The sequence below is a fragment of the Mycolicibacterium parafortuitum genome (assembly GCF_002086815.1).
Lineage (GTDB): Bacteria > Actinomycetota > Actinomycetes > Mycobacteriales > Mycobacteriaceae > Mycobacterium > Mycobacterium parafortuitum.
The window spans coordinates 78,678-102,777 of sequence record NZ_MVID01000016.1 but is presented as its reverse complement, the minus strand read 5'-3'; the positions used below and the strand labels follow the sequence as shown (position 1 = coordinate 102,777).

Sequence of the window (24,100 nt, the reverse complement as noted above, 5' to 3'; positions counted from 1 at the left end):
TCATGCCCGTCTACACGCTGACCACCACCGTGGGGATGCTGAGTTCGCAGACCAAGGCGAGCCTGGCCGGTGAGATCGGCCGCATCCACTCCGAGATCAACCACGTGCCCGCCACCTACGTCAACGTCGTCTACCAGGAGCTGCCGGTCGACAACGTCTACGCCGGCGGCGAGCCCGCCGCCCCGGTGCTGGTCAACGGCTGGGTCCGCGAAGGACACGACGAAGAGGAGACCAGCCGCCTCGCCCTCGAGATCGCCTCGGCTGTCACCGAATTCACGTCGGTACCCGAGGACCGGGTGGTGGTGGTGTTCCAGAGCAGCCCGGCCCGGTTCGCCGTCGAACTCGGACGGCTGCTCCCCGACCCCGGCCACGAAGCCGACTGGGTCGCGTCGATCAAGAACGGCCAACCTACCGTTCACCGATAGACAGACTCGGCGATCCCGAGTCGCCCGCCCCCGGCGTCCCGCCGGGGGCGGGCTTTTGCGTGCGGGCGTCAGGACCCCCTGGTCTCGATGACCTTCGACGCGATGTCGACGAGTTTGGTGTTGCTGTCCTGCGAGAGCCTGCGCAGCATGTCGAACGCGGCGACGTCGTCGATGTTGTAGCGCTCCATGATGATGCCCTTGGCTTGACCGATGCGGTCGCGTGAGGACAGCGCCGACTCCAGCTGCTCGCTCTGCCGGCTGGCCAGGATCGCCGCGGCGGCGTGCGCGGCCAGGATCGCCCCGATCGTTTCGGCCTCCTCGTCGAACGCGTTCGGCCTCAGCGCGAACAGGTTCAGCGCGCCCGCGGCCTGACCACTGGTGTACAGCCTGAACGACAGGCCACTGAGCACCCCGATCTCGACAGCCGCCGGGCCGTAGCGGGGCCAGCGGCTCTCGGTGCGGAAGTCGTCGGTCCGCACCACCAGCTCATCGAGGGCCGCATCCAGACACGGCCCTTCCCTGTACATCATTTGCAGCTCGTCGAGGCGGTGCGGCAACTCGGAGGTGCCGGCGACCGATTCGAAGCGGCCCGCCTTACCGACCAACAGCACCCCGGCGGCGTCGGTGCCGGGTATCAGCGCCATCACCTCGGCGGTCACGTCGGAGAGCACATCCTCGACACGGCGCGGAGTGGCGACCAGACGGGCCAACTCGGCCATCCGCCGGGCGAGCTCATGGGTGGGAAGCTCGGTCATGATCACAGAGATACCCACCCTTTCGCTTTGCGATTGCAGGGTTTGCGCCCCGGGGAGGTGGGCAATGCAGGCGTGGGACGGAGGCGGTGGTCACCACAGTCTCTGTCAAGGTCTCGTCGGTTCAGACAAGAAGCCGGCGAGACCGCCCGTCAGCAGTCACTCTGTTAGTTGTAGTACGGTGCGGGGGTGAGCTCCGCCGACGACGTCTGGATCCTGGGTGGCTACCAGAGCGACTTCGCGCGCAACTACCAGCGCGAGGGCCTGGATTTCGCCGACCTGACCCGCGAGGTCGTGTCTGCGACGCTGCAGAACGCGAGGGTCGACGCCGCCGAGATCGGCGTCGTGCACGTCGCCAACGCGTTCGGGGAACTGTTCACCCACCAGGGACATCTCGGCGCCATGCCGGCCACCGTCGTCGACGGGCTCTGGGACGTGCCGGCGTCGCGGCACGAGGCCGCGTGCGCGTCCGGCAGCGTGGCGACGCTGGCGGCGATCGCCGATCTGCGCTCCGGGGCGTACCGGAGCGCGCTGGTCGTCGGCGTCGAGCTGGAGAAGACGGTGCCCGGCGACACCGCGACGTCGATCCTGGGCGCCGCGGCGTGGACCGGACATGAGGGCCAGGACGCGAAATACATGTGGCCGCACATGTTCAACGCGGTCGCCGCCGAATACGACCGCCGCTACGGCCTCGACGAGACGCACCTGCGTGCCATCGCCGACCTGAACTTCACCAGCGCCCGCGCCAACCCCCTGGCCCAGACCCGGGAGTGGGCGGTGCCGTCCCCGCCGCCTGCCGACGACACCCTCAACCCCGTCGTCGACGGTGTTCTTCGCCGGCTGGACTGCAGCCAGTTGACCGACGGCGGCGCGGGCATCGTGCTGGTCAGCGACGCGTGGCTGAAGGACCATCCGACCGCGCGGCCGATCGGGCGCATCGAGGGCTGGGGGCATCGCACCGTCGGGCTGGGACTGCGCCAGAAGCTCGAGCACTCCGCCGAGGACCCGTACGTGTTCCCGCACGTCCGCGCCGCGGTGCTGGACGCCTTCGGCCGGGCCCGGGTGACCCTCGACGACGTACACGGGTTCGAGGTGCACGACTGCTTCACCCCCAGCGAGTACCTGGCGATCGACCACATCGGCCTGACCGAACCCGGCCTGTCCTGGCAGGCGATCGAACACGGCGAGATCGCGATCGGCGGCCGGCTGCCCATCAATCCCAGCGGCGGGCTGATCGGCGGCGGCCACCCGGTCGGGGCCTCCGGGGTGCGGATGCTGCTCGACGCGGCCCGCCAGGTCAGCGGCACCGCCGGCGAGTACCAGGTCGAGAACGCGAAAACGTTCGGCACGTTGAACTTCGGCGGCAGCACCGCCACCACGGTCAGTTTCGTCGTCGGAAGGACACCATGAGCATCAGCACCCACCCCGAGGTCGTCGCCAAGTTCCTGTCGACGCTGCCCGAGGACGACGACCATCCGTACCGCACCGGGCCGTGGCGTCCACAGACCACCGAGTGGGACCACGACGACCTGCCTGTCGTCGAAGGCCAGATCCCGGCCGATCTCGACGGGGTGTACCTGCGCAACACCGAGAACCCGCTACACCCGGCGCTGAAGTACTACCACCCGTTCGACGGTGACGGCATGCTGCACATCGTCGGGTTCCGGGACGGAAAGGCGTTCTACCGCAACCGGTTCGTCCGCACCGACGGCCTGGCCGCGGAGGACGAGGCCGGCGGCCCGCTGTGGCCCGGCATCGCCGAGCCCATCGAAGCGGCCAGGGTCGACTACGGCTGGGGCGCGCGGACCTTGATGAAGGACGCATCGTCGACCGATGTGATCGTGCATCGCGGAGTCGCGCTGACCAGTCACTACCAGTGCGGCGACCTGTACAAGATCGACCCGTGCTCGGGCGACGCGCTCGGCAAGGAGGACTGGAACGGCGGCTTCCCGAACGACTGGGGAGTGTCCGCGCATCCGAAGGTCGACGACCACACCGGCGAGCTGCTGTTCTTCAACTACAGCAAGCAGGCGCCGTTCATGCGCTACGGCGTGGTCAGCCCCGCCGGCGACGTGGTGCACAACGTCGACGTCCCGCTGCCCGGCCCGCGCCTGCCGCACGACATGGCCTTCACCGAGAACTACGTGATCCTCAACGACTTTCCGTTGTTCTGGGATGCGTCGCTGCTCGAGCACAACATCCATCTGCCGCGGTTCCACCGCGACGTTCCGTCGCGTTTCGCGGTGATCCCCCGCCGCGGTGACACGTCGCAGATCATGTGGTTCGAGACCGATCCGACCTACGTGCTGCATTTCCCGAACGCCTTCGAGGACGGCGACGAGATCGTGCTCGACGGGTTCTTCCAGGGCGACCCCGAACCCACCGAGGGCGTCGACAACGGGATGAGCGGAAAGTACCGCCAGATCTTCCGCAGCCTGTCGCTGGACGGCATGCAGACCCGGCTGCACCGCTGGCGGTTCAACCTCAAGACCGGACAGGCCCGCGAGGAACGGCTGTCGGACAGCCTCACCGAGTTCGGCATGATCAACCCCGGGTACGCCGGGCGGCCGTACCGCTACACCTACGCCGCCACCGGCAAGCCCGGCTGGTTCCTGTTCGACGGGCTGGTCAAACACGATCTGCACACCGGCACCGAACAGAAGTACACGTTCGAGGACGGCGTGTTCGGCAGCGAGACGGCCATGGCACCCCGTGTCGGCGGCTCGGGCGAGGACGACGGCTACCTCGTCACCCTCACCACCGACATGAACACCGACGCGTCCTACTGCTTGGTGTTCGACGCCGCGCGGGTCGGCGATGGTCCGGTCGTCAAACTGCAACTGCCGGAGCGTATTTCCAGCGGCACCCACTCGACGTGGGCGCCGGGATCGGATCTTCCGCGGTGGCGCAAGAGCGACTCCGCCGCGGGCGCGATCGGCCTGTAGTTGACCGGGGCGCCCAACGCCGTCGCCCGGATGCTGAGTCTGCTCGGCGACGAGTGGACGCTGCTCATCGTGCAGCGCGCGCTTCTGGGGGCGCGGCGCTACGGTGATTTCCAGGCGGCACTGCCGGTGTCCAACGCCGTGCTGTCGGGCCGGCTGCAGTCGCTGACCGCCGACGGACTGCTCGAACGCAGCCAGTACCAGAGCAACCCGCCGCGGTCGGAATACCTGCCGACCGCGAAGGGACGATCACTGTGGCCGATGCTGACCTCGATCTGGGAATGGGAACGCCGGTGGGTGCCCGAGCACGCCGAACCGCTGCCCCGCATGTACCACTCGGCATGCGCCAGCGCGTTCCAGCCCGTCACGACGTGCCGGGCGTGCGGTGCGCCCGCCGGCGGGAAAGACGTTGCCGCGCAGTGGGGTCCGAGCGGCTCCTGGCAGCGGTCGATCCCGTCGGGCAGCAACCGCCGGCGCTCCAGCGGCAGGCGCTCGGGTGCCGCGCTGCTGTTCCCCCAGACGATGAGCGTGGTCGGCGACCAGTGGGCGTTCGCGCTGCTGGTCGCGGCGTTCGTCGGGGTCCGCCGGTTCACCGACTTCCAGGCGCAGTTGGGTGCGCCACCGGCCACCATCGCGGGCCGGCTGTCGGTGTTCACCGACGAGGGCATCCTCGTTCAGGACGGCGCGCGCTACCAGCTGACCGACAAGGGGCTGGCGTTCTTTCCGGTACTGGTGTGCGCGCTGACGTGGGCACAACGCTGGTTCCCGTCCCCCGAAGGCCCCGCGGTGGTGCTGACCCATACGGCGTGCGGGCGCACCTTCACCCCCGCGCTCGACTGCGATCAGTGCGGCAAGCGGCTGCGCGCCGGACAGATCATCGCGGTGCCGTAAGGGCCGAGACGGTGGCCGAGCCCGCAGAAATTCGACCCGAAACCGGGCTGGCACTCCCCTACCTCGAGTGCTAATCTTGCTGGTGCACAGTGATTTGGTCGCCCGCCAGGGTGGCGGGCTCTGAGTATCGCAGGGAGGTGGATTGCTGTGCTCCGCTTTGATCCGTTCAGTGATTTCGATGCTCTGACCCGGGGCCTGCTCGCGGGCCAGACCGGATCCAACCGCGCGCCGCGCTTCATGCCGATGGATCTGTGCAAGGTCGACGACCACTACGTGCTGACCGCCGATCTGCCAGGTGTCGATCCCGGTTCGGTCGACGTGAACGTCGACAACGGCATGCTGACGATTTCGGCGCACCGCACCGCGCGTTCCGAGGACTCCGCTCAATGGCTGGCCAGCGAACGCTTCTACGGCACGTACCGTCGTCAGCTCACGCTCGGCGACGGCATCGACACCTCGGCGATCTCGGCCACCTATGAGAACGGCGTGCTCACGGTGACGATTCCGGTCGCCGAGAAGGCCAAGCCGCGCAAGATCGAGATCAACCACGCCGGTTCGCAGACCTCGATCGAGGCGACCACCGTCGACGCCGGGTGATCCCGGCCGGTCAGCCGTGCCGGTCCAACTGGAATTCCAGATTGGACCGCACGGCCGGCCACTCGATGTCGAGAATCGAATACACGACGGTGTCGCGGCGTGAACCGTCCGGCAGCAGTTGATGGCTGCGCAACACACCGTCAAGCTTGGCACCGAGGCGCTCGATCGCGGTGCGGCTCACCGAGTTGAAGAAATGAGTGCGGAATTCCACTGCGACGCAATCCAACTCGTCGAACGCGTGGGACAGCATCAGTAACTTCGTCTCGGAGTTGACACCGGTGCGCCGCACCGCGTCGACATACCAGGTGGCGCCGATCTCCAGTCGCCGGTTCGGGCCGTCGACGTTGAGATAGCTCGACGACCCGATCAGCGCACCGGCACGATCGCGCACCACGAACGTCAGTCCGGTGTCCGGCGACTGCGCCGCCAATCTCACGTCGAGCCAGTCGGCTGCCGCGCCGGACTTCGGGGCGGCGGTGAACCAGAGCCTGCCGAGTTCACCGTCGGCGGCTGCCGCCTCGATCTCCGGAAGATGCTCGCGGGCAAGAGGGTCCAGCGTCACCCCGCGCCGCCCCGTCAGCGTGACGGGTTGCACGAAACCGCTCATCGGGATCTTCTGCTCTTCGCGCAAGCGCTCATCGGGATGCCCACGCCGCAAGCATCGCCCACACCGACAACAGCACCGCAACCAGCGCGACACCGCCCGCCGCGTAGAGGCCGTATCCGGCCGTCACCGGCGGGTACACGTAGAGCCGGTAGAACCAGACCGCCAGCACCACCAGCACCACCGAGATCGCCAGCGCCGCCGTCGAAGCCAGCCGTCCGGAGATGCCGCGGGCAGCCATCGCACCGGCCACCACCAGTGTCGAGGACAACAGCACGATCAGCTGCCCCACCCCGAATCCCGGCGGCGGCACCGGCATCGCACCCGCCACGCCGCCGATCGCGTTGGCCCGGCCCCCGCCCTCGGACGACGTCAGCCACGGCAGCCAGCCGCATATCGCGACCAACAGCGCGCACAGCGCGACAAGCCACCCCGGAAGCGCGCGAGACATGCGCAGAAGACTACTAGGGTGAGCCGATGAGCGATCTTCCCGAATGGGCGCGTCGGCTCGACCTCTCCCCTCATCCCGAGGGCGGATGGTTCCGGGAGACCTGGCGCAGCGACCTGACCGTGCCTCAGTCGGTGCTGCCGCCCGAGTACTCCGGCAGCCGCAGCGCGGGAACCGCGATCCTGTTCCTGCTCATGCCGGGGCAGCAGTCGGCCTGGCACACGGTGCGCAGCGCCGAGCTGTGGCTGTACCACTCCGGCGGCCCGCTGCTCCTGGAGGTGGGGCAACACCAGGAGACCGCGGAAACACATCTGCTGGGCGCCGACATCCTCGCCGGCGAGAGCCCGCAGTTCGTGGTGCCGCCGGGGCATTGGCAGCGGGCCCGCCCCCGCGACGACCAGCCGTATCTGGTCAGCTGCGTCGTCGTGCCCGGATTCGACTTCGCCGACTTCGCGCTCGGCGCCCCTACCGACTGAGCAGCTCGACCGCGGCCGCGACCAGCGCGGCGTTACCGTCGGCCACCGACCCGTCGGGCAGCACCAGGGTGTCCTCCATCCCGATGCGGGTCTGCACACCGCACACCCCGGCGTGTTCCAGCAGCGGCCAACAACTTTCGTCCAGCCCGTGCAGCAGTACCGGCGCGGGCGACCCGGCGGCCGCGACCAGGCCGAGTATCTCGTCCGCGGTGGCGACGTCGCCGTCGGCACCCAGCTCGACCATCACCCGCATACAGTGCCGCTTGATGTCCGAGGCCGCCCAGGACCGCGCGGCCTCGGCGTGGAAGATGCCGACCTCGACGCCCAGCCCGCGACTCAGCAGCAACTCGGCCAGCTCCGGGGACCCCGGCTCATGCCAGTTCAGCGACGCGAAGTCAGGCAGCACGCTCCACTCCTCGACCGCTTTGCGCCGCTGACCCGCGTCGGGCAGCGCCCAGAACCCGGTCGTCACGCCCACCGGCAGGCCCGGCGCGGCGTGCCGCACCGCGGCGACCGCGGCGTCGACCTCGGCGGCGCGCAGCGAATCCACCCCGTCGCGGTCCTTGGGGTGCATGTGCACCGCCCGCGCACCCGCGGCGTGCGCGGCCACAGCCTCCGCGGCGAGTTGCTCGGGGGTGACCGGCAGGTTCGGGTGCTGATCGGGGGTGCGGGCACCGTTGATGCATGCCTTGACATAGATCTTCGGGGTGAAGGCGATCTCCGGGGTCGAGGCGATCTCCGGGGTCAAGGCGATCTTCGGGGTTCGGGGTTCGGCGGTGTCCGACATGACCCCATCCTGGTCCGCGCGCGCGGTCTGCGCGCGCCGCGGTATCGGCGAAAGATCCCGTGGCGCCGGTCGCGAGCCCACTCGACCGCCACTGGTCCGGCAGGTATGGTCGGCCCAACCGCCGTGTGTGCGTGCGGATCGGGTGCGCACCTGGAAGCGGACGAAGGCCGAGTTGAGCCAACAGCCGAGCCGCACATGATCGTGAGATCTGACTGCACACAGGATGGGGCCGCATGCCGAACACTTCCACCGAACAGCCCGACGCCACCGCCCAGTCGGCGTGGCTCGCGAAGTCCGCCGCCGAGACGCGCGGATCGGACAAGAAGGAAGTCCAGTTCCACTACGACATCTCCAACGACTTCTTCAAGCTCTGGCAGGACCCGTCGCAGACCTACAGCTGCGCGTACTTCGAGAAGGACGACTACACGCTCGAGCAGGCACAGCTCGCGAAAGTCGATCTCTCCCTGGGCAAACTCGGCCTCGAGCCGGGGATGACGCTGCTCGACATCGGGTGCGGCTGGGGCTCGACCATCCAGCGCGCCGTCGAGAAGTACGACGTGAACGTCATCGGCCTGACGCTGTCGGAGAACCAGAAGCAGCACATCGAGACCAACCGGTTCCCGAACATCGACACCACCCGCAGCATGGAGGTCCGGCTGCAGCCGTGGGAAGAGTTCGAGGGCAAGGTCGACCGGATCGTGTCGATCGGCGCGTTCGAGCACTTCGGCTTCAACAAGTACGACGACTACATGAAGAACACCTACAGCTGGCTGCCCGACGACGGCGTGCAGATGCTGCACACGATCATCATTCCGAGCGATGACGAGATCAAAGCCAAGAAGCTGCCGCTGACCATGTCGAAGGTGCGCTTCATCAAATTCATCATGGACGAGATCTATCCCGGTGGCCGCCTACCGCTGGCCGCTCAGGTGACCGACGCCGCCAAGCGCAACGGCTACACCGTCACCCTGGAGCAGCACCTTCAGCCGCACTACGTCAAAACCCTCGACACCTGGGCCGCGAACCTCAAGGACAAGAAGGACGAGGCCGTCGCGATCACCTCCGAGGAGATCTACGAACGGTTCTACAAGTACCTGACCGGTTGCGCGGACCTGTTCCGCGAGGGCTACACCGACGTCGTGCAATTCACGCTGGAGAAAAAGTGACCGGAAGCGGTGTAGTAATTTGGCCACACGCGTTACCTGAATCGGTGGCGTAGCGGCGAACGAGATGGAGGACGGTCGGGAATGACCAGGAGAACGGCGGAGCCGCCCTCGGGGCACGACACGACGCCGCCCGCGGCCGATGACATGACGCCTCACTTCGAGGAAGTACAGGCGCATTACGACCTCTCCGACGAGTTCTTCGGCCTCTTCCAGGATCCGTCCCGCACCTACAGCTGCGCCTATTACGAGCGCGACGACATGACACTCGCCGAGGCGCAGGTCGCCAAGATCGACCTGGCGCTGGGCAAACTGAACCTCGAACCGGGGATGACGTTGCTCGACATCGGCTGTGGGTGGGGTTCGGTGCTGCGCCGCGCCATCGAGAAGTACGACGTCAACGTCATCGGGCTGACGTTAAGCCGCAACCAGTGCAAGTTCGCCCAGGAGTTGCTCGACGGTATGGACACCGAGCGGTCGCGCCGGATCATGCTGCGCGGCTGGGAGCAGTTCGACGAACCGGTCGACCGCATCATCAGCATCGAGGCGATCGAGGCGTTCCCGCAGGAGCGCTACGCGCCGTTCTTCAAGATGTGCAGCAGCGTGCTGCCCACCGGCGGGCGCTTCCTGCTGCAGGCCATCCTCGGCCACCCGCTGAAGAAGTGGCCCGAACTGGGCATCCCGATCGTGATGTCGGACCTGAAGTTCATGCGGTTCATCGCCAAGGAGATCTTCCCGGGCGGTTCGGTGCCCGGCGAGGAGAACATCGTCGAACTGTCCGCCGAGGCCGGATTCACGCTGGAGCAGACGCAATTCCTGAACAAGGACTACGCGCGCACGCTCGACACGTGGGCCGAGGCGCTCGAAGCCCACCATGACGAGGCCGTCGCCGCCACCTCCGAAGAGGTCTACCAGCGGTACATGAAGTACCTGACCGGTTGCAGCGACTTCTTCCAGCGTGGGATCAGCGAGCTGGGTCAGTTCACGCTCGTCAAGGCGTGATCACGCGCGCCCGAACACCAGCGACACGTTGTGCCCGCCGAAGCCGAATGAGTTGTTGATCGCGTACTCGTAGTGCCCGCGCCGGGGCTCACCGCTGACGACATCGAGGTCGATCTCCGGGTCGAGGTTGCGCAAGTTGCGCGTCGCCGGGATGACGCCGTCGCGCAGCGCCAGCAACGTCAGGATCGACTCGACCGCACCGACCGCGCCCACCGAGTGGCCGAGCGCGCCCTTGGGCGCGTACACGGCCGGTTTGTGCCCGCCCAGCGCCTTGTTGATCGCGATGCTTTCGGCCACATCGCCGACGGTGGTGCCGGTGGCGTGCGCGTTGACGTGGTCGATGTCGCTGGAGGTCAACCCGGCCAGCTCGACCGCATGGGACATCGCGTAGCCGGCACGTTCACCGTTCGGGTCGGGGGCGACCATGTGGAAGCCGTCGGAGGTGATGCTGGCGCCCATCAGACGGCCCAGGATCTTCGCGCCGCGGGCTTTGGCGTGCTCCTCGGTCTCGATGACCAGCAGCGCGCCGCCCTCGCCGAACACGAACCCGTCGCGGTCCTTGTCGAACGGGCGGCACGCACCCTCGGGGTCGTCGTTGTTCGTCGACATCACGATGCGCATCTGCGCGAAGCCGGCGATCGGCACGGCCTCGATGCGGGCTTCCACGCCGCCGCAGATCGCGACGTCGGCGTCACCGAAGATGATCTGCCGCCAGGCCTGCGCGATGCCCTCGGAGCCCGACGCGCACGCCGAGACCGGGGCCAGCACGCCCGCCCGGGCATGCCGTTCGACGGCGACCGCCGCCGACGGGCCGCTGGGCGCGTACTGCTGCACCGCCATCGGGTTGACCTCGTCGAGGCGGCCTTCGCGCAGATGGTCGTAGGCGAACGCGAGCTCCTCGATACCGCCCATTCCGGTGCCGATCGACACCGCCAACCGGTTCGGGTCGACGTCGGGTGACCCGGCGTTCTCCCACACCCTGCGACTGAGGACGACAGCCATCCGCTGCACGTACGACAGGTTGTAGTTCTCTTCCGGGCTCAGCTTCTCGTCGAATGTCTCCAACAGGTGCCCGCCGATGCGAACCGGCAGGTCGAACTCCTCGACGAACGAGTCCTGCAGCAGCCGGATACCGCTGCGCCCCTCCAGCAGGGCCTGCCACGTCGACTCGGCGTCAGTGCCCAGTGCCGTGGTCATGGCCGCGCCGGTCACCACCACATTCGGAAATTTCGTCATGGTCCCCCTCGCAATTCCCGAGTAACGACCACCATATTCACCCTCGTTCTACACATCTACTCCACGAGTAGCCGCTCCCGCTACCGGGAATCAACATCGTTGTGAGCGACGAAAATTTCGCGGACGGCGACAAGCTCACCTGGCAAAGTCACGCCGCACCGTCGAAGGCACCGTCGGGGAGGAGATCACCGCCGGCACCGAGGCGGTGGGCGGACCGTGCGGGCCTCCGAGAACATCCCGCGGTACCGGGTGCGCAGCGACCGGAGCGGCCACGACGCCGTGCCCGAGCCGTCGGCGCTGAGGAAGGCCTGAGCTGCTAGGACGCCAGACCGAGCACGCGCAGGGCGTTCTGCTTGTAGACCAGCGGAAGGACGGCCGGATCGACGTCGAGCGTGTCGAAGTCGCGCCGCCACCGTTCGATCTGGATATACGGGAAATCGGTCCCGAACAACACCTTGTCCCGCAACTGCCTGCCGATCGCATGCACAAGTTGCGGCGGGAAATACTTCGGGCTCCAGCCGGAAAGATCGATGAAAACGTTCGCTTTGTGGCCCGCGATGGCGATCTGGGAATCCACCCACGGCACCGCCGGATGCGCCATCACGATCGTCAATTCCGGGAAGTCGGCGGCGACGTCGTCGAGCAGCATCGGATCGCTGTAGCGCAGCTTGATGCCGCGCCCGCCCGGTAGCCCGGCCCCCATCCCCGTCTGGCCGGTGTGGAAGAGCGCGGGCACCCCGGCTTCGGCGATCGCATGGTAGATCGGGTAGTACGCCCGGTCGTTCGGCTCGAACGCCTGCATGCTCGGGTGGAACTTGAAACCCTTGACGCCGTAGTCGCGTACGAGCTCGTGGACCCGGTGCACAGCGCGGCGGCCCTGCCACGGGTCGACACTGCCGAACGGGATCAGCACGTCGTTGTTGCGGGCGGCGCCGGCGACCAGATCCTCGATCGAGTTCGGCGTGTGCCGCATCCCGTGCCGGGCATCGATGGTGAACACCACCGCGGCGCTGTTGTGGCGGCGGTACAGGTCGGCGAGGACATCGACGGTGGCGGCCGGGCCGTCGGTCATCTTGAAGTACTTGGCGGTCGCCTCGACGAGCACGTCGTCGTAGGCGTGGTGGCCGTGGCTGTCGACCTCCACGTGGGTGTGGAAGTCGACAGCCTCGACGGCGTCGAAATCGATTCCGTACTCGTACATGGTCTTCCCCTGCGATTTCGGTGTAGTTGGTCAACGCTGACGTGACCAACTACGCCGAAATCACGAGATCATGCCGGGGCGTAGCCCAGCGCGGCCTTGACCTCGAGGAACTCGTCGAACGCGAACGGGCCCCACTCGCGGCCGTTACCGCTGCGCTTGTAGCCGCCGAACGGCGCGGCCATGTCGAAGCCGTGATTGATCGCCACCGATCCGGCACGGATGCGGCGGGCGACCGCGCGGGCCTGCTCCAGGTCGGCACCCGAAACATAGCCGGCCAGACCGTATTCGGTGTCGTTGCCGATCTCGACGGCCTGGTCCAGGTCGTCGTAGCCGAGGATGCACAGCACCGGGCCGAAGATCTCCTCGCGCGCGATCGTCATGTCGTTGGTGACGTTGGCGAACACCGTCGGCTTGACGTAGTAGCCCTTGTCGATGCCGTCGGGCCGGCCGGGGCCACCGATGACGAGCGTGGCGCCCTCGTCGATGCCCTTCTGGATCAGGCCCTGGATCTTCTCGAACTGCGCCCGCGACGCGACGGGTCCGATCGCGGTCTTGTCGCCGGGGTCGCCGACCTTGACCGCGGCGGCGGTGTCGCGGGCGACCGCGATCGCCTCGTCCATCCGGGAGTTCGGCACCAGCATGCGCGACGGCGCGTTGCAGCTCTGGCCGCTGTTGACCATCATCACCGACGTGCCCGCGGCCACGCTCTTGGCGAAGTCGTCGTCGTCGAGCACGATGTTCGGGCTCTTGCCGCCGAGTTCCTGGGTGACGCGCTTGACGGTCGGGGCGGCGTTGCGGGCCACCTCGATGCCTGCGCGGGTGGACCCGGTGAACGACACCATGTCGATATCGGGATGGCTGGAGATCGCGGCGCCCACCCCGGGGCCGTCACCGTAGACGAGGTTGTACACCCCGGCGGGAACGCCTGCGGTGTCGAGGATCTCGGTGAAGATCTGCGCCGAGTACGGCGCCACCTCCGAGGGCTTGAGCACCATGGTGTTGCCGGTCGCCAGCGCCGGGAACACCTTGCACGCGATCTGGTTGATCGGCCAGTTCCACGGGGTGATCAGCCCGCACACCCCGATCGGCTCCTTGACCACCAGCGTGCTGCCGTGCTGCTCCTCGAACGCGAAGTTCTTCAGCGCGTCGATCGCGGTGGCCAGGTGGCCGATGCCGAGATTGACCTGCGGCCCGGACGCCAGCGACGGCGGCGCGCCCATCTCCTCGTTGACGGCGTCGGCCAGTTCGGCGGCGCGCTTCTGGTACTCCCCCATGATCGCGCCGAGCAGATCGAGGCGCTCCTCACGGGAGGTCTGCGCCCAGGTGCCGAACGCCCGCCGCGCCGCGGTCACGGCCAGATCGACGTCGGCCGAGGAGCCGAGCGCGATCTTGCCCGAGACCTGCTCGGTGGCCGGGTTGTCGACCTCGAGGGCGTTGGGCCGGATCGGGTCGACCCACTGACCGTCGATGTAGTGCTTCAGATATTCACGCATGGCTTTACTCTTCCCTAGTTCACTGGCCTACTGGGTGCCTTCTGCATACCAGGTCCGGAATCGGTCGTACTTCGGCATTTCCTCGGAGTTCGCCTTCGGGTCGATGCAGACGTGCACGACCGCGGTCTTGCCGCTGGCCAACGCCCGCTGGATGGCCGGGCCGATCTCGTCGTCCTTCTCGACGTACTCGCCGTGGCAGCCGAAGCCCTCCGCGACCTTGTCGAGCCGGACGTCCTTGCTCCAGTGGACACCGGGCTGCGGTGACGGCTGCTCGAAGGTGCGCTTGTAGACCCCGACCTCCAGACCCCACTGGTGGTCGACGCCGACGACGCAGACCAGCGGCAGGTTCTCCCGCACCGCGGTCTCCAGTTCGGCGATGTGGAACAGGAACGCCGAATCGCTGGTCAGCAGCATCACCGGCCTCGTGCGGCCCTCGGCGACCGAGGCTCCGACGGCGTACGGCAGACCGGTGCCGAGGTGGCCGAAGTTCTGGTTCCAGATCACGTCGCGCGGCTTGGTCTGCGAGTAGGTCCACTGGAAGATCACCGTGGCACCGCCGTCGCGGACCAGGATGCCGTCGGTGAAGTGCTCGTCGAACGCCTTGGTCGCCTCGACAACGTAGCGCGCCGGGTGGATCGGCGCGCGCCCGCTCGGCGCCTCCTCGGCCACCCGAGCCAGCTCGGCGGCATCGGCCTTGATCAGTGCGTCCAGGTCCGGCGACGGGCGCCGGGGGCTGTCGCGCAGCGCGTCGACCAGCTGGGGCACCACGCCGCGCAGATCGCCGACCAGCGGAACGTCGATCGGCCGATTCACCCCGATCGCGGTCGGATCCTGTTCCACGAGAATCCATTTGCGGTTCGCGTCGTTGCCGGCCCAGTGCTGGGTGCGGCCGTAGTGCATCGGCTCGCCGAGTTCGGTGCCCAGCGCGAGGCACAGGTCGGACTTCTCGACGGCCTCGTTGGCGGCCGGTGAGAACAGATACGGGAAGGTGCGGTCCTGCAGGCCGGGGATGAACGAGGTGCCACCCGAGGTCTGGATCACCGGGCACGCCATCAGCTCGGCGAGCTCGCGAACCGGCTCCTGGGTGCGCGAGGTGTGAACGCCGTGGCCCACCAACAGCACCGGGTTCTCCGCGGCCTTGATCAGCCGAACCGCCTCGGCGATCTCGCGCTCACCGGCGCCCTGGTTGACGAGGCGGTAGCGCTCGGGTGCCAGCGGGTCGGCGACGTCGAGTTCTTCGAGGATCACGTGCGACGGGAACTCGATGTAGCTGGGCCCCGGGGTGCCGGACATGGACCGGCGGATGGCCTCGCGGATGATCTCGTCGGTCTGGTCGGCGTATTCGATCGAGCTGCTGAACTTCACCGAGTTCTTGAACAGGTCCTCCTGCTGTACGAACTGGATGCGGCCGCGCCGCACCCGGCGTTCGGTGATGCGGGCGCGCTGGCCGCCGAGGAAGATCACCGGCGAGTTCTCGACCAGCGCGCACTGGATCGCCCCGGCGATGTTGGCCATGCCCGGCCCGAGCGTCCCGATGCACAGTCCCGGCGCACCGGTCATCCGCGACGCCGCCTCGGCCATGAACCCGGCCGACAGCTCGTGGTGCGGTGCGACGACGGACCAGCCGCGGGCGTCGGCCTCGGTGAACATGTGCACGAAATTGGGGTCGGGGATACCGAACAGCGTCTTGACGCCCTCGGCCTCGAACAGGTCCAGAATGCGTTTGTACACGGGAACACCCATGAGTTCTCCTTCTAGTGGTAGCGCTGCGAGAGTCTTTTGCGTTGGGCGGCAGGTGAACCGAACAGCGACCGGTTCAGCGTGGCGCGTTTGAGGTAGGTGTGGATTCCGCTCTCCCACGTGTAGCCGATGCCGCCGTGCAGCTGCATGGCCTTGCCGGCGACGTCGACGGCGACCGAGCAGACGTGCGACTTCGCCATCGCGGCGGGCACCGCGGCGTCGGCGCCCTCGCTCACCGCGGCCACGGCGTCGGCGACGAGCCGCCGTGACACCTCGATCGCGACGAGCATGTCGGCGCACGCGTGCTTGACCGCCTGAAACGATCCGATGGGCCTGCCGAACTGGTGCCGCACCTTGACGTAATCGACTGTCGCGGTGAGCATCTGCTCGGCGATACCCAGGCTGTCGCACGCGATCGCGACCTCGGCCCGGTGCCGAAGTGCGTCCACCGCCTTGTCGGGATCACCGCCAAACACAGCGCTCTCCTCGACGCGCGCCGACTCGGCGGTGACCGTCGCGAGCCGGCGGGTCTCGTCGACGACGGGTTGGGCCGCGATGTCCAGCTCGGTCGCGGCGACGACGGCGACCTCGGCGCCGGCGACCACGAGCAGCCGGTCGCAACCGACCGCGTCGGGCACGAATCCGGCACGGCCGCTCAACCGCCCGTTCGACAGCGCGAAGTCTCCCGTGACGACGGCCAGCCGGTTCTGACCGGAGCCGACCGCGGCCAGCAGCTGGTCCCGGAAGTCGCTCGGCACCAGCATGTTCAGCACACCACAGGTGAGCACCGCGCCGCCGAGGTAACCGGTCGTGGCCGCGGCACGCGCGATCTGGTCGAGCAGGACCGCGGACTCGGCGAACGTCGCGCCCGCCCCGCCGAGCGGCTCCGGCACCTCCAGCCCGGTCCATCCGGCGCCGGCCAGCACCGCCCAGTCCGGGTGGCTGTCCTTGGCCAGCATGTCCGCGGCGACGGTGCGCAGCTCGTCGTGGAACTCGGCGAATCCCGTCATGCCACACTCGGCTCTCGCGGCAGCCCGAGCCCGCGTTCGGCGATGATCGTGCGCTGGATCTCGCTGGCGCCGCCGGGGATGGTCCACTCCCAGGAGCCGATGAAATCCAGTACCCAGGAACCGGATTCCCAGCCACTCGACATCGGCTTGGTCAGCACGGTGTGGGCGGGCAGCCCCCCGATCTCGGCGCCGCAATCGGTGAGCCGCTGCAGCAGTTCGCTGTAGTAGAGCTTCACCACGGATGCGTCGGCCGGACCCGATGCGCCATGTTCGACGATGCGCCTGCACATGCCGCGCAGCGCGGTCAGTTCGGTCTCGAACGCGGCGAGCCGGTCGGCGACGATCGGGTCGTCGAGCGGTGCGGAGTCGACCAGCCAGCGGAACCCGGCGTTACCGAGGCGTTCGGCGAGCTCGAGCATGGTCATCCCGCGCTCGGCGCCGAGGGTGGCCTGCGCGACCTGCCATCCGGCGTTCTCGGCCCCGATCAGGTTGCCGGCCGGGATGTGCACGTCGTCGAGGAAGATCTCGCAGAAGTGTGAGTCGCCCATCGCGTTGCGGATCGGCCGGACCTCGACACCCGGGGTGGTCATGTCCAGCAGAAAGTACGAGATCCCTGCACTTTTGCGAGAGCCTGGGCGTTTGGGAGCGTCCGGATCGGTGCGCGCCAGCAGCAGGCACCAGTCGGCGTGCATCCCGCCGCTGGCCCACAACTTCTGCCCGCTGACGACGTAATGTCGATCGCCGTCGTCGCCGACCCGGCGGGCGGTGGTGCGCAGCGCCGCGAGGTCCGATCCGGCCTCGGGTTCGGAAAAGCCCTGCACCCAGATCTCGCCGTCGAGGATCGCGGGCAGGTGGCGTCTGCGTTGTTCGTCGGTGCCTGCGACGAGCAACGTGGAGGCGGCGTGGTGGATCCCGACGAACGCGAGCACCAGCCGCGGCGCGTCGTGGGCGGCGAGCTCCTGGTAGAGCACCACCTGTTTGTCGACCGGCAGACCCCCGCCCCATTCGGCGGGCCAGTGCGGCACCGCATACCCGGCGCTGTGCAACTCGGTGAACCACGCCTTCTGGAACCGGACGAACTCCTCGTCGCCGACACCGGTCTGCGACGCGCGCCAGTCTGGCGGGACGTGCTCGCGGCACCAGGCGCGGACCTCGGCGCGAAACTCCTCCAGGTCACTCATGCGAACAACCCCGACAGCCCGCGCCGCCCGGCGCTCCGGGTGAGATGCTCACGCGTGGAGGATAATCCGAACGGCAGCCGGCGCAGCGGCTGGCTGTAGCGCGACAGCCACGACAGCGTCGTCTCGTCGCAGAAGCCGGCCGCGCCGTGCAGTTGGTGACAGACCCGGAAGACGACGTCGGCGGCTTCGATCGCGGCCAGCCGCAAGGCCAGTGCGTCGTCGACGGTGTGCGGTTGGTCGGTCGCGATACTCCACAGTGCGTGTTTGGCGAGGATGTCGACCCCGCTGCGCTCGACTTCGGCGTCGGTGAGCTGGAACTGGACGCCCTGGAACGACGACAGGGTCTGACCGAACTGTTTGCGCAGGCTCACGTGCGAGACGGTCAGCGCGATCGCGCGGTCCAGCATGCCCAGCAGCGTCCAGCACGGAAGTACCAGGGCCAGCGCGACGTCGCGGGCCGGCCCGTCCCCGGCGGGTGTGAGCTCCAGTTCGGTGACGAACCCTGGTCCGGTGGGTCCGCGTCCGGTGACCATGGCGCGGTGCCCGTCGAGATCGACGGCGGCCCAGCGCAGCTCGATCCCGGCCAGCGGTGCGGCGGGCCTGGGTCCGCCCACCACGACGAGTCCGTCGGCGTCCAGGTCACCTGGTCGGGCGAGGCGATCGGCCAGCGGGTACGGCAGCGCCCAGTATCCCGCGCTGCGGCACAGCGCAGCCGCGGCTTCCAGGGTGTCGGCGTCGTCGCGCGGGTCCAGGTCCCAGGCGCCGAGACCGTCGAGCACCGGGCCGACCAGCGCCTCGCGGGACGCGGGATCGGCTTCGGCCTGCTCGACGAGCCGGTCGCCGCCGGCGGACTCGAACGCGTGTTGCGCCTGTCTACCGTACTCGAGGGCGTCGTCGCTGAGATCGAGGATCATCGGTTCGCCCCCGCGGACAGCATCGCGCGGGACAGCAGAATTCGTTGCATCTCAATGCTTCCCGACGACACCGTGGAGGCTTGGGAGTAGCGCCAGTGGTCCTCGACCTCGCCGAGGAACCATGCGGCGCGGTGGTCGTCGTGGCGGACCTCGGCGGCGATGTCGGACAGCACCTCGGCGCTGTCCTGATCGAGTTTGGTGACCGCGATACGGTACGCCGCCGCATCACCGGGGGCGATGCGCCCACTGCTCTGCAACTCCACCACCCGGTAGGCGAGCAGCCGGGCGCGGCGGCAGTGCGTCAGCATCCGGATCCAGCGTCCTCGCAGCTCGCCGGGCAGTGACTCCCACCGCTGCCCCAGCACGCCCGGCGCCGCGGCCAACAGCCGTTCACACCTCGCGTACCTCGCGATGCCGACCCGCTCGAAGGACATCACGTCCTGCACGATCGACCAGCCCTGGTCCACGGTGCCGAGCACGTCGGCCTCGGTGACGCGCAGATCGTCGAAGAACACCTCGTTGAGATGGTGCGGCCCCAACATGGTGCCGATGGGTCGCACGGTGATCGCCGGATCATCCATCGGCACAAGGAAGATGGTCAGGCCTTGTTGCTTCTTCTGGGTCGCGCCCTCTCCCACCCTGGATGTCCTGGCCAGCAGGAAGCACCACTGCGCCATCGTGGCGTACGACGTCCAGATCTTCTGCCCGCTGACCAGCCAGCCGTCGCCGTCGGGGCGCGCATACGTCCGCAGCGACGCCAGATCCGATCCCGCCTCGGGTTCGGAGAAGCCCTGACACCAGATCACCTCGCCCGCCGCGATCAGCGGCAGATGTCTGCGCTGCTGTTCCTCGGTGCCGTGCCGCATGATGATCGGCCCGACCCAGTTCACGCCCATGTACTGCGCGCCGCGCGGCTCGTGGTGGGCCCACATCTCCTCGCGCACCACGGTCTGCTCCCACACCGACGCACCGCCGCCGCCGAACTCCTCCGGCCATGCCATGCACAGCAGGTTGCGTTCGGCCAGTGTGCGGCAAAACTGTTGCGCGGTCTCCAGATCGGCGGGGTCGTCGGTGAACGCGCCCAGAAAGTGTTCGGGGACATGCTCGTCGACCAGCGCACGCAACTCGCGTCGCAGGTCGCCCGCGCGCTTACCCATGTCGAAGTCCATCAGCTCACCTGCTCCTCTTCGCCCAGAGCGAGGCCGAGTTCGGCCAGCACGGCGCCGGTGTCGGCGCCCAGTTCCGGAGCGGGGCCGCGGACCTTGCCCGGCGTGCGCGAAAACCAGGTCGGCACACCGGGAAAGCGCACCGGTCCGTGTGGGGTGTCGACGGTCTCGAACAATCCGACCGCGTTCAGATGCGGATCGTCGAACAGCGCGTCCGGTGTGTTCAGCGGCGCGGCGGGAATCTCCAACTCGCGGAACAGGTCCAGCCATTCCGCGGTGGTGCGTTCGGCCAGCGTCTGCGCGACCAGGCCGTACACCGTGTCGATCTGGTGGGCGCGCGCTTCCAGCGTCGCGTAGGTAGCGGACGCCCATGCCGGCTGCACGGCCGCGACGAACGCGTTCCAGTGCTTGTCGTTGTAGATCAGCGCGGCGATGTAGCCGTCCTTGGTGCGGTACGGCCGGCGGTTCGGCGCGACGGTGCGCGGATACACGGCGGGGCCGAGCGGGGGGTCGAACATGGCGCCGTTGGCATGTTCGACCAGCATGAAGGAGGCCATCGTCTCGAACATCGCGACCTCTACCTCTTGACCTTCCCCGGTCCGCTCCCGATGAAACAACGCCATCATCGTGGCGTAGAGCGCCGTGAGCCCGGCGACCTTGTCCGCCATGATGGTGCCGACGTAGTCGGCCTCGCCGGTGAGTTGTTTCTGCACCGCGGGAAGTCCGCACTCGGCCTGGATGGTGTCGTCGTAGGCGGGCCGGTCGCGTTCGGGTCCGCGCCTGCCGTAGCCGTAGCAGTTGGTGTAGACGATCGACGGGTTCAGCGCCGACACATCGGCGTATCCGAGCCCGAGTCTGGTGATCGCCTTCGCGCGCATCGAATGGATGAACACGTCGGCGCGCCGCACCAGTTCGCGCATCGCGGCGCGGCCGTCGGGGCTGCGCAGGTCCAGCACGACGCTGCGCTTGCCGCGGTTGACGTTGACGAACACACCGCTCATGCCCGCGGCGGGGCCGACCGAGATGTAGCGGGTGTTGTCACCTTCCGGCGGTTCGATCTTGACGACGTCGGCGCCCATGTCGGCCATGATCTGCGTGCAGTAGGGACCCATCACCATCGCGGTCAGGTCGACCACGCGGATCCCCGCGAGCGGTCCGGTGTCAGCCATGGAGGGTCTCCCGCGCGGCCATCGCGAAGCTGTAGCCGATGTGGTCGTTGTGCCCGCTGGGCACCACCGGGAAGACCACCGGCGCGCCGAAGTCCCGGATCTCGCCGATGCGGCCGCCGACCTCGCCGATCGTCCACGACGGCTGATACACCCCCGGTGTCTCGGCGATCAGCGCCCTGGCGATCCGGCCCGCCAGCGCGATGAAGATCTCGCCTGTCACCGAACAGGTTTCGTGCGCCAGCCACCCGACCGCGGGGGCGACGAGCTCGGGCCCCATCGGCGGGTACGCCGAGGTGTCGATGCCCTCGGCCATCCGGGTCACCGCGGCCGGGACGATGACGTTGCTCGTCACACCGTGGGCGGCGCCTTCGAGCGCGGCGACGTTGGACAGCCCGATCACGCCGGCCTTCGCGACGGCGTAGTTGACGACGTCGTGGTTGCCGTACAGCCCGCCGATCGACGACGTCAGCACGATGCGGCCGTAGCCGTTGTCGCACATCAGCGGGAACGCCGGCCGCACCACATGGAACGCACCGCGCAGGTGGACATCGACCACCGCGTCGAAGTCGTCGTAGCTCATCTCGCGTAGTGATCCACGCCTGACGTTGCCCGCGTTGTGCACGAGAATGTCGATGCCGCCGAAGTGTTCGCGGGCGGTGTCGATGATCGCCGCGCCGCCCTCGGCCGTCGTGACCGACGCGGTGCTGGCGACCGCGGTGCCTCCCGCGGCGGTGATCTCGTCGGCGACGGCCTGCGCGGGGCCCGCGTCGGCGCCCTCCCCGGTGAGGCTGCCGCCGACGTCGTTGACCACCACCCGGGCGCCGCCGGCGGCGAACATCAGCGCATACGCGCGGCCGAGTCCCCGTCCGGCGCCGGTGACGACCGCGACGCGGCCGTCGAATCGTTCGTCGGTCATGGCTTCGGTCCCACGCAATCGCGTAACGCAGTGGCAGTTTCGGCGGCCCATTTCCGCCGTGGGGTCACGTCAGTGCGCCCGGTCACGAAAGTTCCAGGCCGTCGAGATCGCCCCTCTTGCGCCACTCGTCGATCAGCTCGTCGAACGCGTAGAAGCCGGGCGAATAGAAGTCGCCGAGGAAGGCGCCGTTGCGTACCGCACCGCCACGCCCCTCGTTGTTGTAGTAGCCGGGGGTGCAGGACAATTCGAACGCCGAGTTGTCGATCGACAGTTCACGCACGGTGCGTACCCAGCTGTCCTGCGCCTCCTGCGTCGGCTCGACGACGGTCGCGCCGCGCTTCTGCGCCTCGGCGATCAGGTAGGCGATGTGCTGGGCCTGCTGCTCGAACATCGCGGTGGTGTTCGCCGACACGCCGCCCTGGATGAAGCCCATGAAGAACTGGTTCGGGAACCCGCGGCTGGTCATCCCGTGCAGGGTCTTGTAATCGTCGCGCCAGTGGTCGAACAGGGACAGGCCGTCGCGGCCGGTGATGGATTCGATCGCGAACCGGCGGCGGATCTCGGTGGAGATCTCGAAACCGCTGGCGAAGATCACGCAGTCGACCTCGAACTCGACGCCGTCGGCGACGATCCCCTTGTCGGTGAGGCGCTCCACCCCTTGGGATTCCGAGACGTCGACCAGTGTCACGTTGGGGCGGTTGAAGGTTGCCAGGTAGTGCTCGCTGGAGGTCGGGCGTTTGCACATGAACCGGTAGTAGGGCTTGAGCGCCTCGGCGGTCTCCGGATCCTCGACGATCTCGGCGACGCGGCGGCGCAGCCGCTCCATGATCTTGTAGTCCTCTTCCTCCCGGAACTCCATGATCTGTTCGATCGTGGCGGCCGCGGGGTCGGGCAGGGCGGCGATCCGCGCGGTCAGGTTGCGGCCCAGTTCGGTCCAGAAGTCACACACCAGGTCCGGCTCACCGAACACCACGCCGACGAACGGCGACCAGTTGTGGAAGTTGCGCTTGCGCTCTTCCTGCCAGCCGGGCCGCAGGGAGGCCGCCCACTGCGGGTCGGTGGGCGGGTTGGTGCGCGCATCCACCGAGGACGGTGTGCGCTGGAACACGTACAGCTGCTGGGCATCCCGGCCCAGGTGCGGAACCAGCTGGATCCCGGTCGCGCCGGTGCCGACCAGCGCGACCCGCTTGTCGGCGAGCTTGTGCAGACCGCCGTCGGCGTCGCCACCGGTGTAGTCGTAATCCCAGCGCGCGGAGTGGAACACGTGCCCGCCGGCGTCCCGGTACTCCTTGATGCCGGGGATGCCGGGCAGCTTCGGCCGGTTGTAGGAACCTTGTGCCATCACGACGAAACGGGCCCGGATGTCGTCGCCGCGGTCGGTGCCGATCCGCCAGCGCTGCGTACCGTCCTCCCACCACAGTTCGCGGACCTGTGTCGAGAACAACGCTCCGTCGTAGAGCCCGAAGTGCTTTCCGATGTTGCGGCAGTGGCCGAAGATCTCGGCACCGTCGGCGAATTTCTTGCTCGGCATGAAACCGAGCTCCTCGAGCAACGGGATGTAGCAGTACGCGTCGTTGTCGCACTGGATGCCCGGGAACCGGTTCCAGTACCAGACACCGCCGAAGTCGCCTGCCATCTCGATGACCCGGATCCCGGTCACCCCGGCCTTTTTCAGGTAGGCCCCGGCCAGCAGCCCGGCGAACCCGCCACCGAGGATCACCACCTCGGCGTCCTCGACCACCGGGTCGCGCTCGGTGCGCGGCGTGTACGGGTCCACCTCGGCGAACTCGGCGTACTCCCCCTCGAGCTCGAGGTACTGGTCCCCGCCGTCGGGCCGCAACCGCTTCGCGCGTTCGGCGGCGTAGCGCTCCCGCATGGCGGGGATGTCGACGTCGTCGGGGGTGTCAGTGGGTCCGCACGAGGTCTCGGTGGTCGTCAATGTGGTCTCCTCCTCGTGATTTCGGTGCAGTTGGTCAAGGTGAGCGTG

At 68.1% G+C, this 24,100-nt stretch carries 24 protein-coding genes; 9 read left to right on the top strand and 15 right to left on the bottom strand.

Features of this window, described 5'->3' with window-relative positions:
* Positions 1–2: 2 nt before the first annotated feature.
* Positions 3–425 carry a tautomerase family protein gene (locus tag BST38_RS17545; protein ID WP_083144683.1) on the top strand — a complete coding sequence of 141 codons (423 nt, stop codon included), beginning with the start codon at positions 3–5 and terminating at the stop codon, positions 423–425.
* Positions 426–493: 68 nt separating this feature from the next.
* Here the strand turns inward: BST38_RS17545 and BST38_RS17540 are convergent, their stop codons facing one another.
* Complete coding sequence (locus BST38_RS17540) at positions 494–1,180, bottom strand: GAF and ANTAR domain-containing protein (protein WP_083144681.1); 687 nt, start codon at positions 1,178–1,180, stop codon at positions 494–496.
* Positions 1,181–1,366: 186 nt separating this feature from the next.
* Here BST38_RS17540 and BST38_RS17535 point away from each other — a divergent pair, with 186 nt between their 5' ends.
* The 4 genes from BST38_RS17535 to BST38_RS17520 all read left to right on the top strand — a co-directional run bounded on the left by BST38_RS17535 (position 1,367) and on the right by BST38_RS17520 (position 5,607).
* Complete coding sequence (locus tag BST38_RS17535) at positions 1,367–2,587, top strand: acetyl-CoA acetyltransferase (RefSeq protein WP_083144640.1); 1,221 nt, start codon at positions 1,367–1,369, stop codon at positions 2,585–2,587.
* A complete protein-coding gene (locus BST38_RS17530; protein WP_083144639.1) occupies positions 2,584–4,122 on the top strand; it encodes a carotenoid oxygenase family protein in 1,539 nt (512 codons plus the stop codon). The genes BST38_RS17535 and BST38_RS17530 overlap by 4 nt, the downstream gene beginning before the upstream one ends.
* A 30-nt stretch (positions 4,123–4,152) precedes the next feature.
* Positions 4,153–5,010, top strand: coding sequence for a winged helix-turn-helix transcriptional regulator (locus BST38_RS17525; protein WP_083144680.1), 858 nt, complete (start codon positions 4,153–4,155; stop codon positions 5,008–5,010).
* Positions 5,011–5,157: 147 nt separating this feature from the next.
* On the top strand, positions 5,158–5,607 hold the full coding sequence (locus BST38_RS17520; protein ID WP_083144637.1) for an Hsp20/alpha crystallin family protein: 450 nt from the start codon (positions 5,158–5,160) through the stop codon (positions 5,605–5,607).
* A gap of 10 nt (positions 5,608–5,617) precedes the next feature.
* Here BST38_RS17520 and BST38_RS17515 read toward each other — a convergent pair whose 3' ends face one another.
* Together BST38_RS17515 and BST38_RS17510 are read right to left on the bottom strand one after the other, a co-directional pair.
* Positions 5,618–6,214, bottom strand: a complete 597-nt coding sequence (locus BST38_RS17515) for a GNAT family N-acetyltransferase (protein WP_083144678.1) — start codon at positions 6,212–6,214, stop codon at positions 5,618–5,620.
* Positions 6,215–6,242: 28 nt separating this feature from the next.
* Positions 6,243–6,662, bottom strand: a complete 420-nt coding sequence (locus BST38_RS17510; RefSeq protein WP_083144636.1) for a hypothetical protein — start codon at positions 6,660–6,662, stop codon at positions 6,243–6,245.
* Positions 6,663–6,688: 26 nt separating this feature from the next.
* Between BST38_RS17510 and BST38_RS17505 the strand changes: the two genes are divergently transcribed.
* Positions 6,689–7,135, top strand: a complete 447-nt coding sequence (locus tag BST38_RS17505) for a cupin domain-containing protein (protein WP_083144634.1) — start codon at positions 6,689–6,691, stop codon at positions 7,133–7,135.
* On the opposite strand, the gene BST38_RS17500 is transcribed toward BST38_RS17505, so the two are convergent.
* On the bottom strand, positions 7,125–7,922 hold the full coding sequence (locus BST38_RS17500) for a 3-keto-5-aminohexanoate cleavage protein (protein ID WP_083144633.1): 798 nt from the start codon (positions 7,920–7,922) through the stop codon (positions 7,125–7,127). The two genes, BST38_RS17505 and BST38_RS17500, sit on opposite strands and share 11 nt — an antisense overlap.
* 233 nt (positions 7,923–8,155) lie before the next feature.
* On the opposite strand from BST38_RS17500, the gene BST38_RS17495 reads away from it, so the two are divergent.
* Both BST38_RS17495 and BST38_RS17490 read left to right on the top strand, forming a co-directional pair.
* Entirely contained in the window at positions 8,156–9,088 is a 933-nt protein-coding gene (locus BST38_RS17495) for a cyclopropane mycolic acid synthase family methyltransferase (RefSeq protein ID WP_083144632.1), read from the top strand.
* 81 nt (positions 9,089–9,169) lie between these two features.
* The gene (locus BST38_RS17490) at positions 9,170–10,087 is read left to right on the top strand and encodes a cyclopropane mycolic acid synthase family methyltransferase (RefSeq protein ID WP_083144631.1); all 918 of its coding nucleotides are present in this window, start codon (positions 9,170–9,172) and stop codon (positions 10,085–10,087) included.
* Here BST38_RS17490 and BST38_RS17485 read toward each other — a convergent pair whose 3' ends face one another.
* A complete protein-coding gene (locus BST38_RS17485; RefSeq protein ID WP_083144630.1) occupies positions 10,088–11,323 on the bottom strand; it encodes a KasA/KasB family beta-ketoacyl-ACP synthase in 1,236 nt (411 codons plus the stop codon).
* A 216-nt stretch (positions 11,324–11,539) separates the two neighbouring features.
* Between BST38_RS17485 and BST38_RS29885 the strand changes: the two genes are divergently transcribed.
* On the top strand, positions 11,540–11,635 hold the full coding sequence (locus BST38_RS29885; protein WP_420872552.1) for a hypothetical protein: 96 nt from the start codon (positions 11,540–11,542) through the stop codon (positions 11,633–11,635).
* Between the two features lie 4 nt (positions 11,636–11,639).
* Here BST38_RS29885 and BST38_RS17475 read toward each other — a convergent pair whose 3' ends face one another.
* The 10 genes from BST38_RS17475 to BST38_RS17430 form a co-directional block, all read right to left on the bottom strand.
* The gene (locus BST38_RS17475) at positions 11,640–12,524 is read right to left on the bottom strand and encodes an amidohydrolase family protein (RefSeq protein WP_083144629.1); all 885 of its coding nucleotides are present in this window, start codon (positions 12,522–12,524) and stop codon (positions 11,640–11,642) included.
* A gap of 68 nt (positions 12,525–12,592) precedes the next feature.
* Positions 12,593–14,017, bottom strand: coding sequence for an aldehyde dehydrogenase family protein (locus BST38_RS17470; protein WP_083144627.1), 1,425 nt, complete (start codon positions 14,015–14,017; stop codon positions 12,593–12,595).
* 27 nt (positions 14,018–14,044) lie between these two features.
* On the bottom strand, positions 14,045–15,760 hold the full coding sequence (locus BST38_RS17465; protein WP_083144626.1) for a thiamine pyrophosphate-binding protein: 1,716 nt from the start codon (positions 15,758–15,760) through the stop codon (positions 14,045–14,047).
* Positions 15,761–15,771: 11 nt separating this feature from the next.
* Complete coding sequence (locus BST38_RS17460; protein ID WP_083144624.1) at positions 15,772–16,767, bottom strand: acyl-CoA dehydrogenase family protein; 996 nt, start codon at positions 16,765–16,767, stop codon at positions 15,772–15,774.
* On the bottom strand, positions 16,764–17,948 hold the full coding sequence (locus BST38_RS17455; protein WP_083144623.1) for an acyl-CoA dehydrogenase family protein: 1,185 nt from the start codon (positions 17,946–17,948) through the stop codon (positions 16,764–16,766). Before BST38_RS17455 ends, BST38_RS17460 begins: the two co-directional genes overlap by 4 nt.
* On the bottom strand, positions 17,945–18,862 hold the full coding sequence (locus BST38_RS17450; protein ID WP_083144621.1) for an acyl-CoA dehydrogenase family protein: 918 nt from the start codon (positions 18,860–18,862) through the stop codon (positions 17,945–17,947). Before BST38_RS17450 ends, BST38_RS17455 begins: the two co-directional genes overlap by 4 nt.
* Entirely contained in the window at positions 18,859–20,031 is a 1,173-nt protein-coding gene (locus tag BST38_RS17445; RefSeq protein ID WP_083144620.1) for an acyl-CoA dehydrogenase family protein, read from the bottom strand. Before BST38_RS17445 ends, BST38_RS17450 begins: the two co-directional genes overlap by 4 nt.
* The gene (locus BST38_RS17440; RefSeq protein ID WP_083144619.1) at positions 20,031–21,197 is read right to left on the bottom strand and encodes a CaiB/BaiF CoA transferase family protein; all 1,167 of its coding nucleotides are present in this window, start codon (positions 21,195–21,197) and stop codon (positions 20,031–20,033) included. Before BST38_RS17440 ends, BST38_RS17445 begins: the two co-directional genes overlap by 1 nt.
* Positions 21,190–22,113, bottom strand: coding sequence for an SDR family NAD(P)-dependent oxidoreductase (locus BST38_RS17435; protein ID WP_083144618.1), 924 nt, complete (start codon positions 22,111–22,113; stop codon positions 21,190–21,192). The genes BST38_RS17440 and BST38_RS17435 overlap by 8 nt, the downstream gene beginning before the upstream one ends.
* An 82-nt stretch (positions 22,114–22,195) precedes the next feature.
* Positions 22,196–23,989, bottom strand: coding sequence for a flavin-containing monooxygenase (locus BST38_RS17430; protein WP_083144677.1), 1,794 nt, complete (start codon positions 23,987–23,989; stop codon positions 22,196–22,198).
* Between the last annotated feature and the right edge of the window lie 111 nt (positions 23,990–24,100).

What these genes read in the sequence shown, in the direction of transcription:
- BST38_RS17525 (WP_083144680.1), top strand. Translation starts at nt 4,153, where the DNA reads ATGCTGAGTCTGCTCGGCGACGAGTGGACGCTGCTCATCGTGCAGCGC.
- BST38_RS17440 (WP_083144619.1), bottom strand. Translation starts at nt 21,197, where the DNA reads ATGGCTGACACCGGACCGCTCGCGGGGATCCGCGTGGTCGACCTGACC.
- BST38_RS17545 (WP_083144683.1), top strand. Translation starts at nt 3, where the DNA reads ATGCCCGTCTACACGCTGACCACCACCGTGGGGATGCTGAGTTCGCAG.
- BST38_RS17465 (WP_083144626.1), bottom strand. Translation starts at nt 15,760, where the DNA reads ATGGGTGTTCCCGTGTACAAACGCATTCTGGACCTGTTCGAGGCCGAG.
- BST38_RS17445 (WP_083144620.1), bottom strand. Translation starts at nt 20,031, where the DNA reads ATGGACTTCGACATGGGTAAGCGCGCGGGCGACCTGCGACGCGAGTTG.
- BST38_RS17450 (WP_083144621.1), bottom strand. Translation starts at nt 18,862, where the DNA reads ATGATCCTCGATCTCAGCGACGACGCCCTCGAGTACGGTAGACAGGCG.
- BST38_RS17470 (WP_083144627.1), bottom strand. Translation starts at nt 14,017, where the DNA reads ATGCGTGAATATCTGAAGCACTACATCGACGGTCAGTGGGTCGACCCG.
- BST38_RS17490 (WP_083144631.1), top strand. Translation starts at nt 9,170, where the DNA reads ATGACCAGGAGAACGGCGGAGCCGCCCTCGGGGCACGACACGACGCCG.
- BST38_RS17485 (WP_083144630.1), bottom strand. Translation starts at nt 11,323, where the DNA reads ATGACGAAATTTCCGAATGTGGTGGTGACCGGCGCGGCCATGACCACG.
- BST38_RS17500 (WP_083144633.1), bottom strand. Translation starts at nt 7,922, where the DNA reads ATGTCGGACACCGCCGAACCCCGAACCCCGAAGATCGCCTTGACCCCG.
- BST38_RS17475 (WP_083144629.1), bottom strand. Translation starts at nt 12,524, where the DNA reads ATGTACGAGTACGGAATCGATTTCGACGCCGTCGAGGCTGTCGACTTC.
- BST38_RS17460 (WP_083144624.1), bottom strand. Translation starts at nt 16,767, where the DNA reads ATGACGGGATTCGCCGAGTTCCACGACGAGCTGCGCACCGTCGCCGCG.
- BST38_RS17435 (WP_083144618.1), bottom strand. Translation starts at nt 22,113, where the DNA reads ATGACCGACGAACGATTCGACGGCCGCGTCGCGGTCGTCACCGGCGCC.
- BST38_RS17455 (WP_083144623.1), bottom strand. Translation starts at nt 17,948, where the DNA reads ATGAGTGACCTGGAGGAGTTTCGCGCCGAGGTCCGCGCCTGGTGCCGC.
- BST38_RS17430 (WP_083144677.1), bottom strand. Translation starts at nt 23,989, where the DNA reads ATGCGGGAGCGCTACGCCGCCGAACGCGCGAAGCGGTTGCGGCCCGAC.
- BST38_RS17495 (WP_083144632.1), top strand. Translation starts at nt 8,156, where the DNA reads ATGCCGAACACTTCCACCGAACAGCCCGACGCCACCGCCCAGTCGGCG.
- BST38_RS17515 (WP_083144678.1), bottom strand. Translation starts at nt 6,214, where the DNA reads ATGAGCGGTTTCGTGCAACCCGTCACGCTGACGGGGCGGCGCGGGGTG.
- BST38_RS17530 (WP_083144639.1), top strand. Translation starts at nt 2,584, where the DNA reads ATGAGCATCAGCACCCACCCCGAGGTCGTCGCCAAGTTCCTGTCGACG.
- BST38_RS17505 (WP_083144634.1), top strand. Translation starts at nt 6,689, where the DNA reads ATGAGCGATCTTCCCGAATGGGCGCGTCGGCTCGACCTCTCCCCTCAT.
- BST38_RS17510 (WP_083144636.1), bottom strand. Translation starts at nt 6,662, where the DNA reads ATGTCTCGCGCGCTTCCGGGGTGGCTTGTCGCGCTGTGCGCGCTGTTG.
- BST38_RS17540 (WP_083144681.1), bottom strand. Translation starts at nt 1,180, where the DNA reads ATGACCGAGCTTCCCACCCATGAGCTCGCCCGGCGGATGGCCGAGTTG.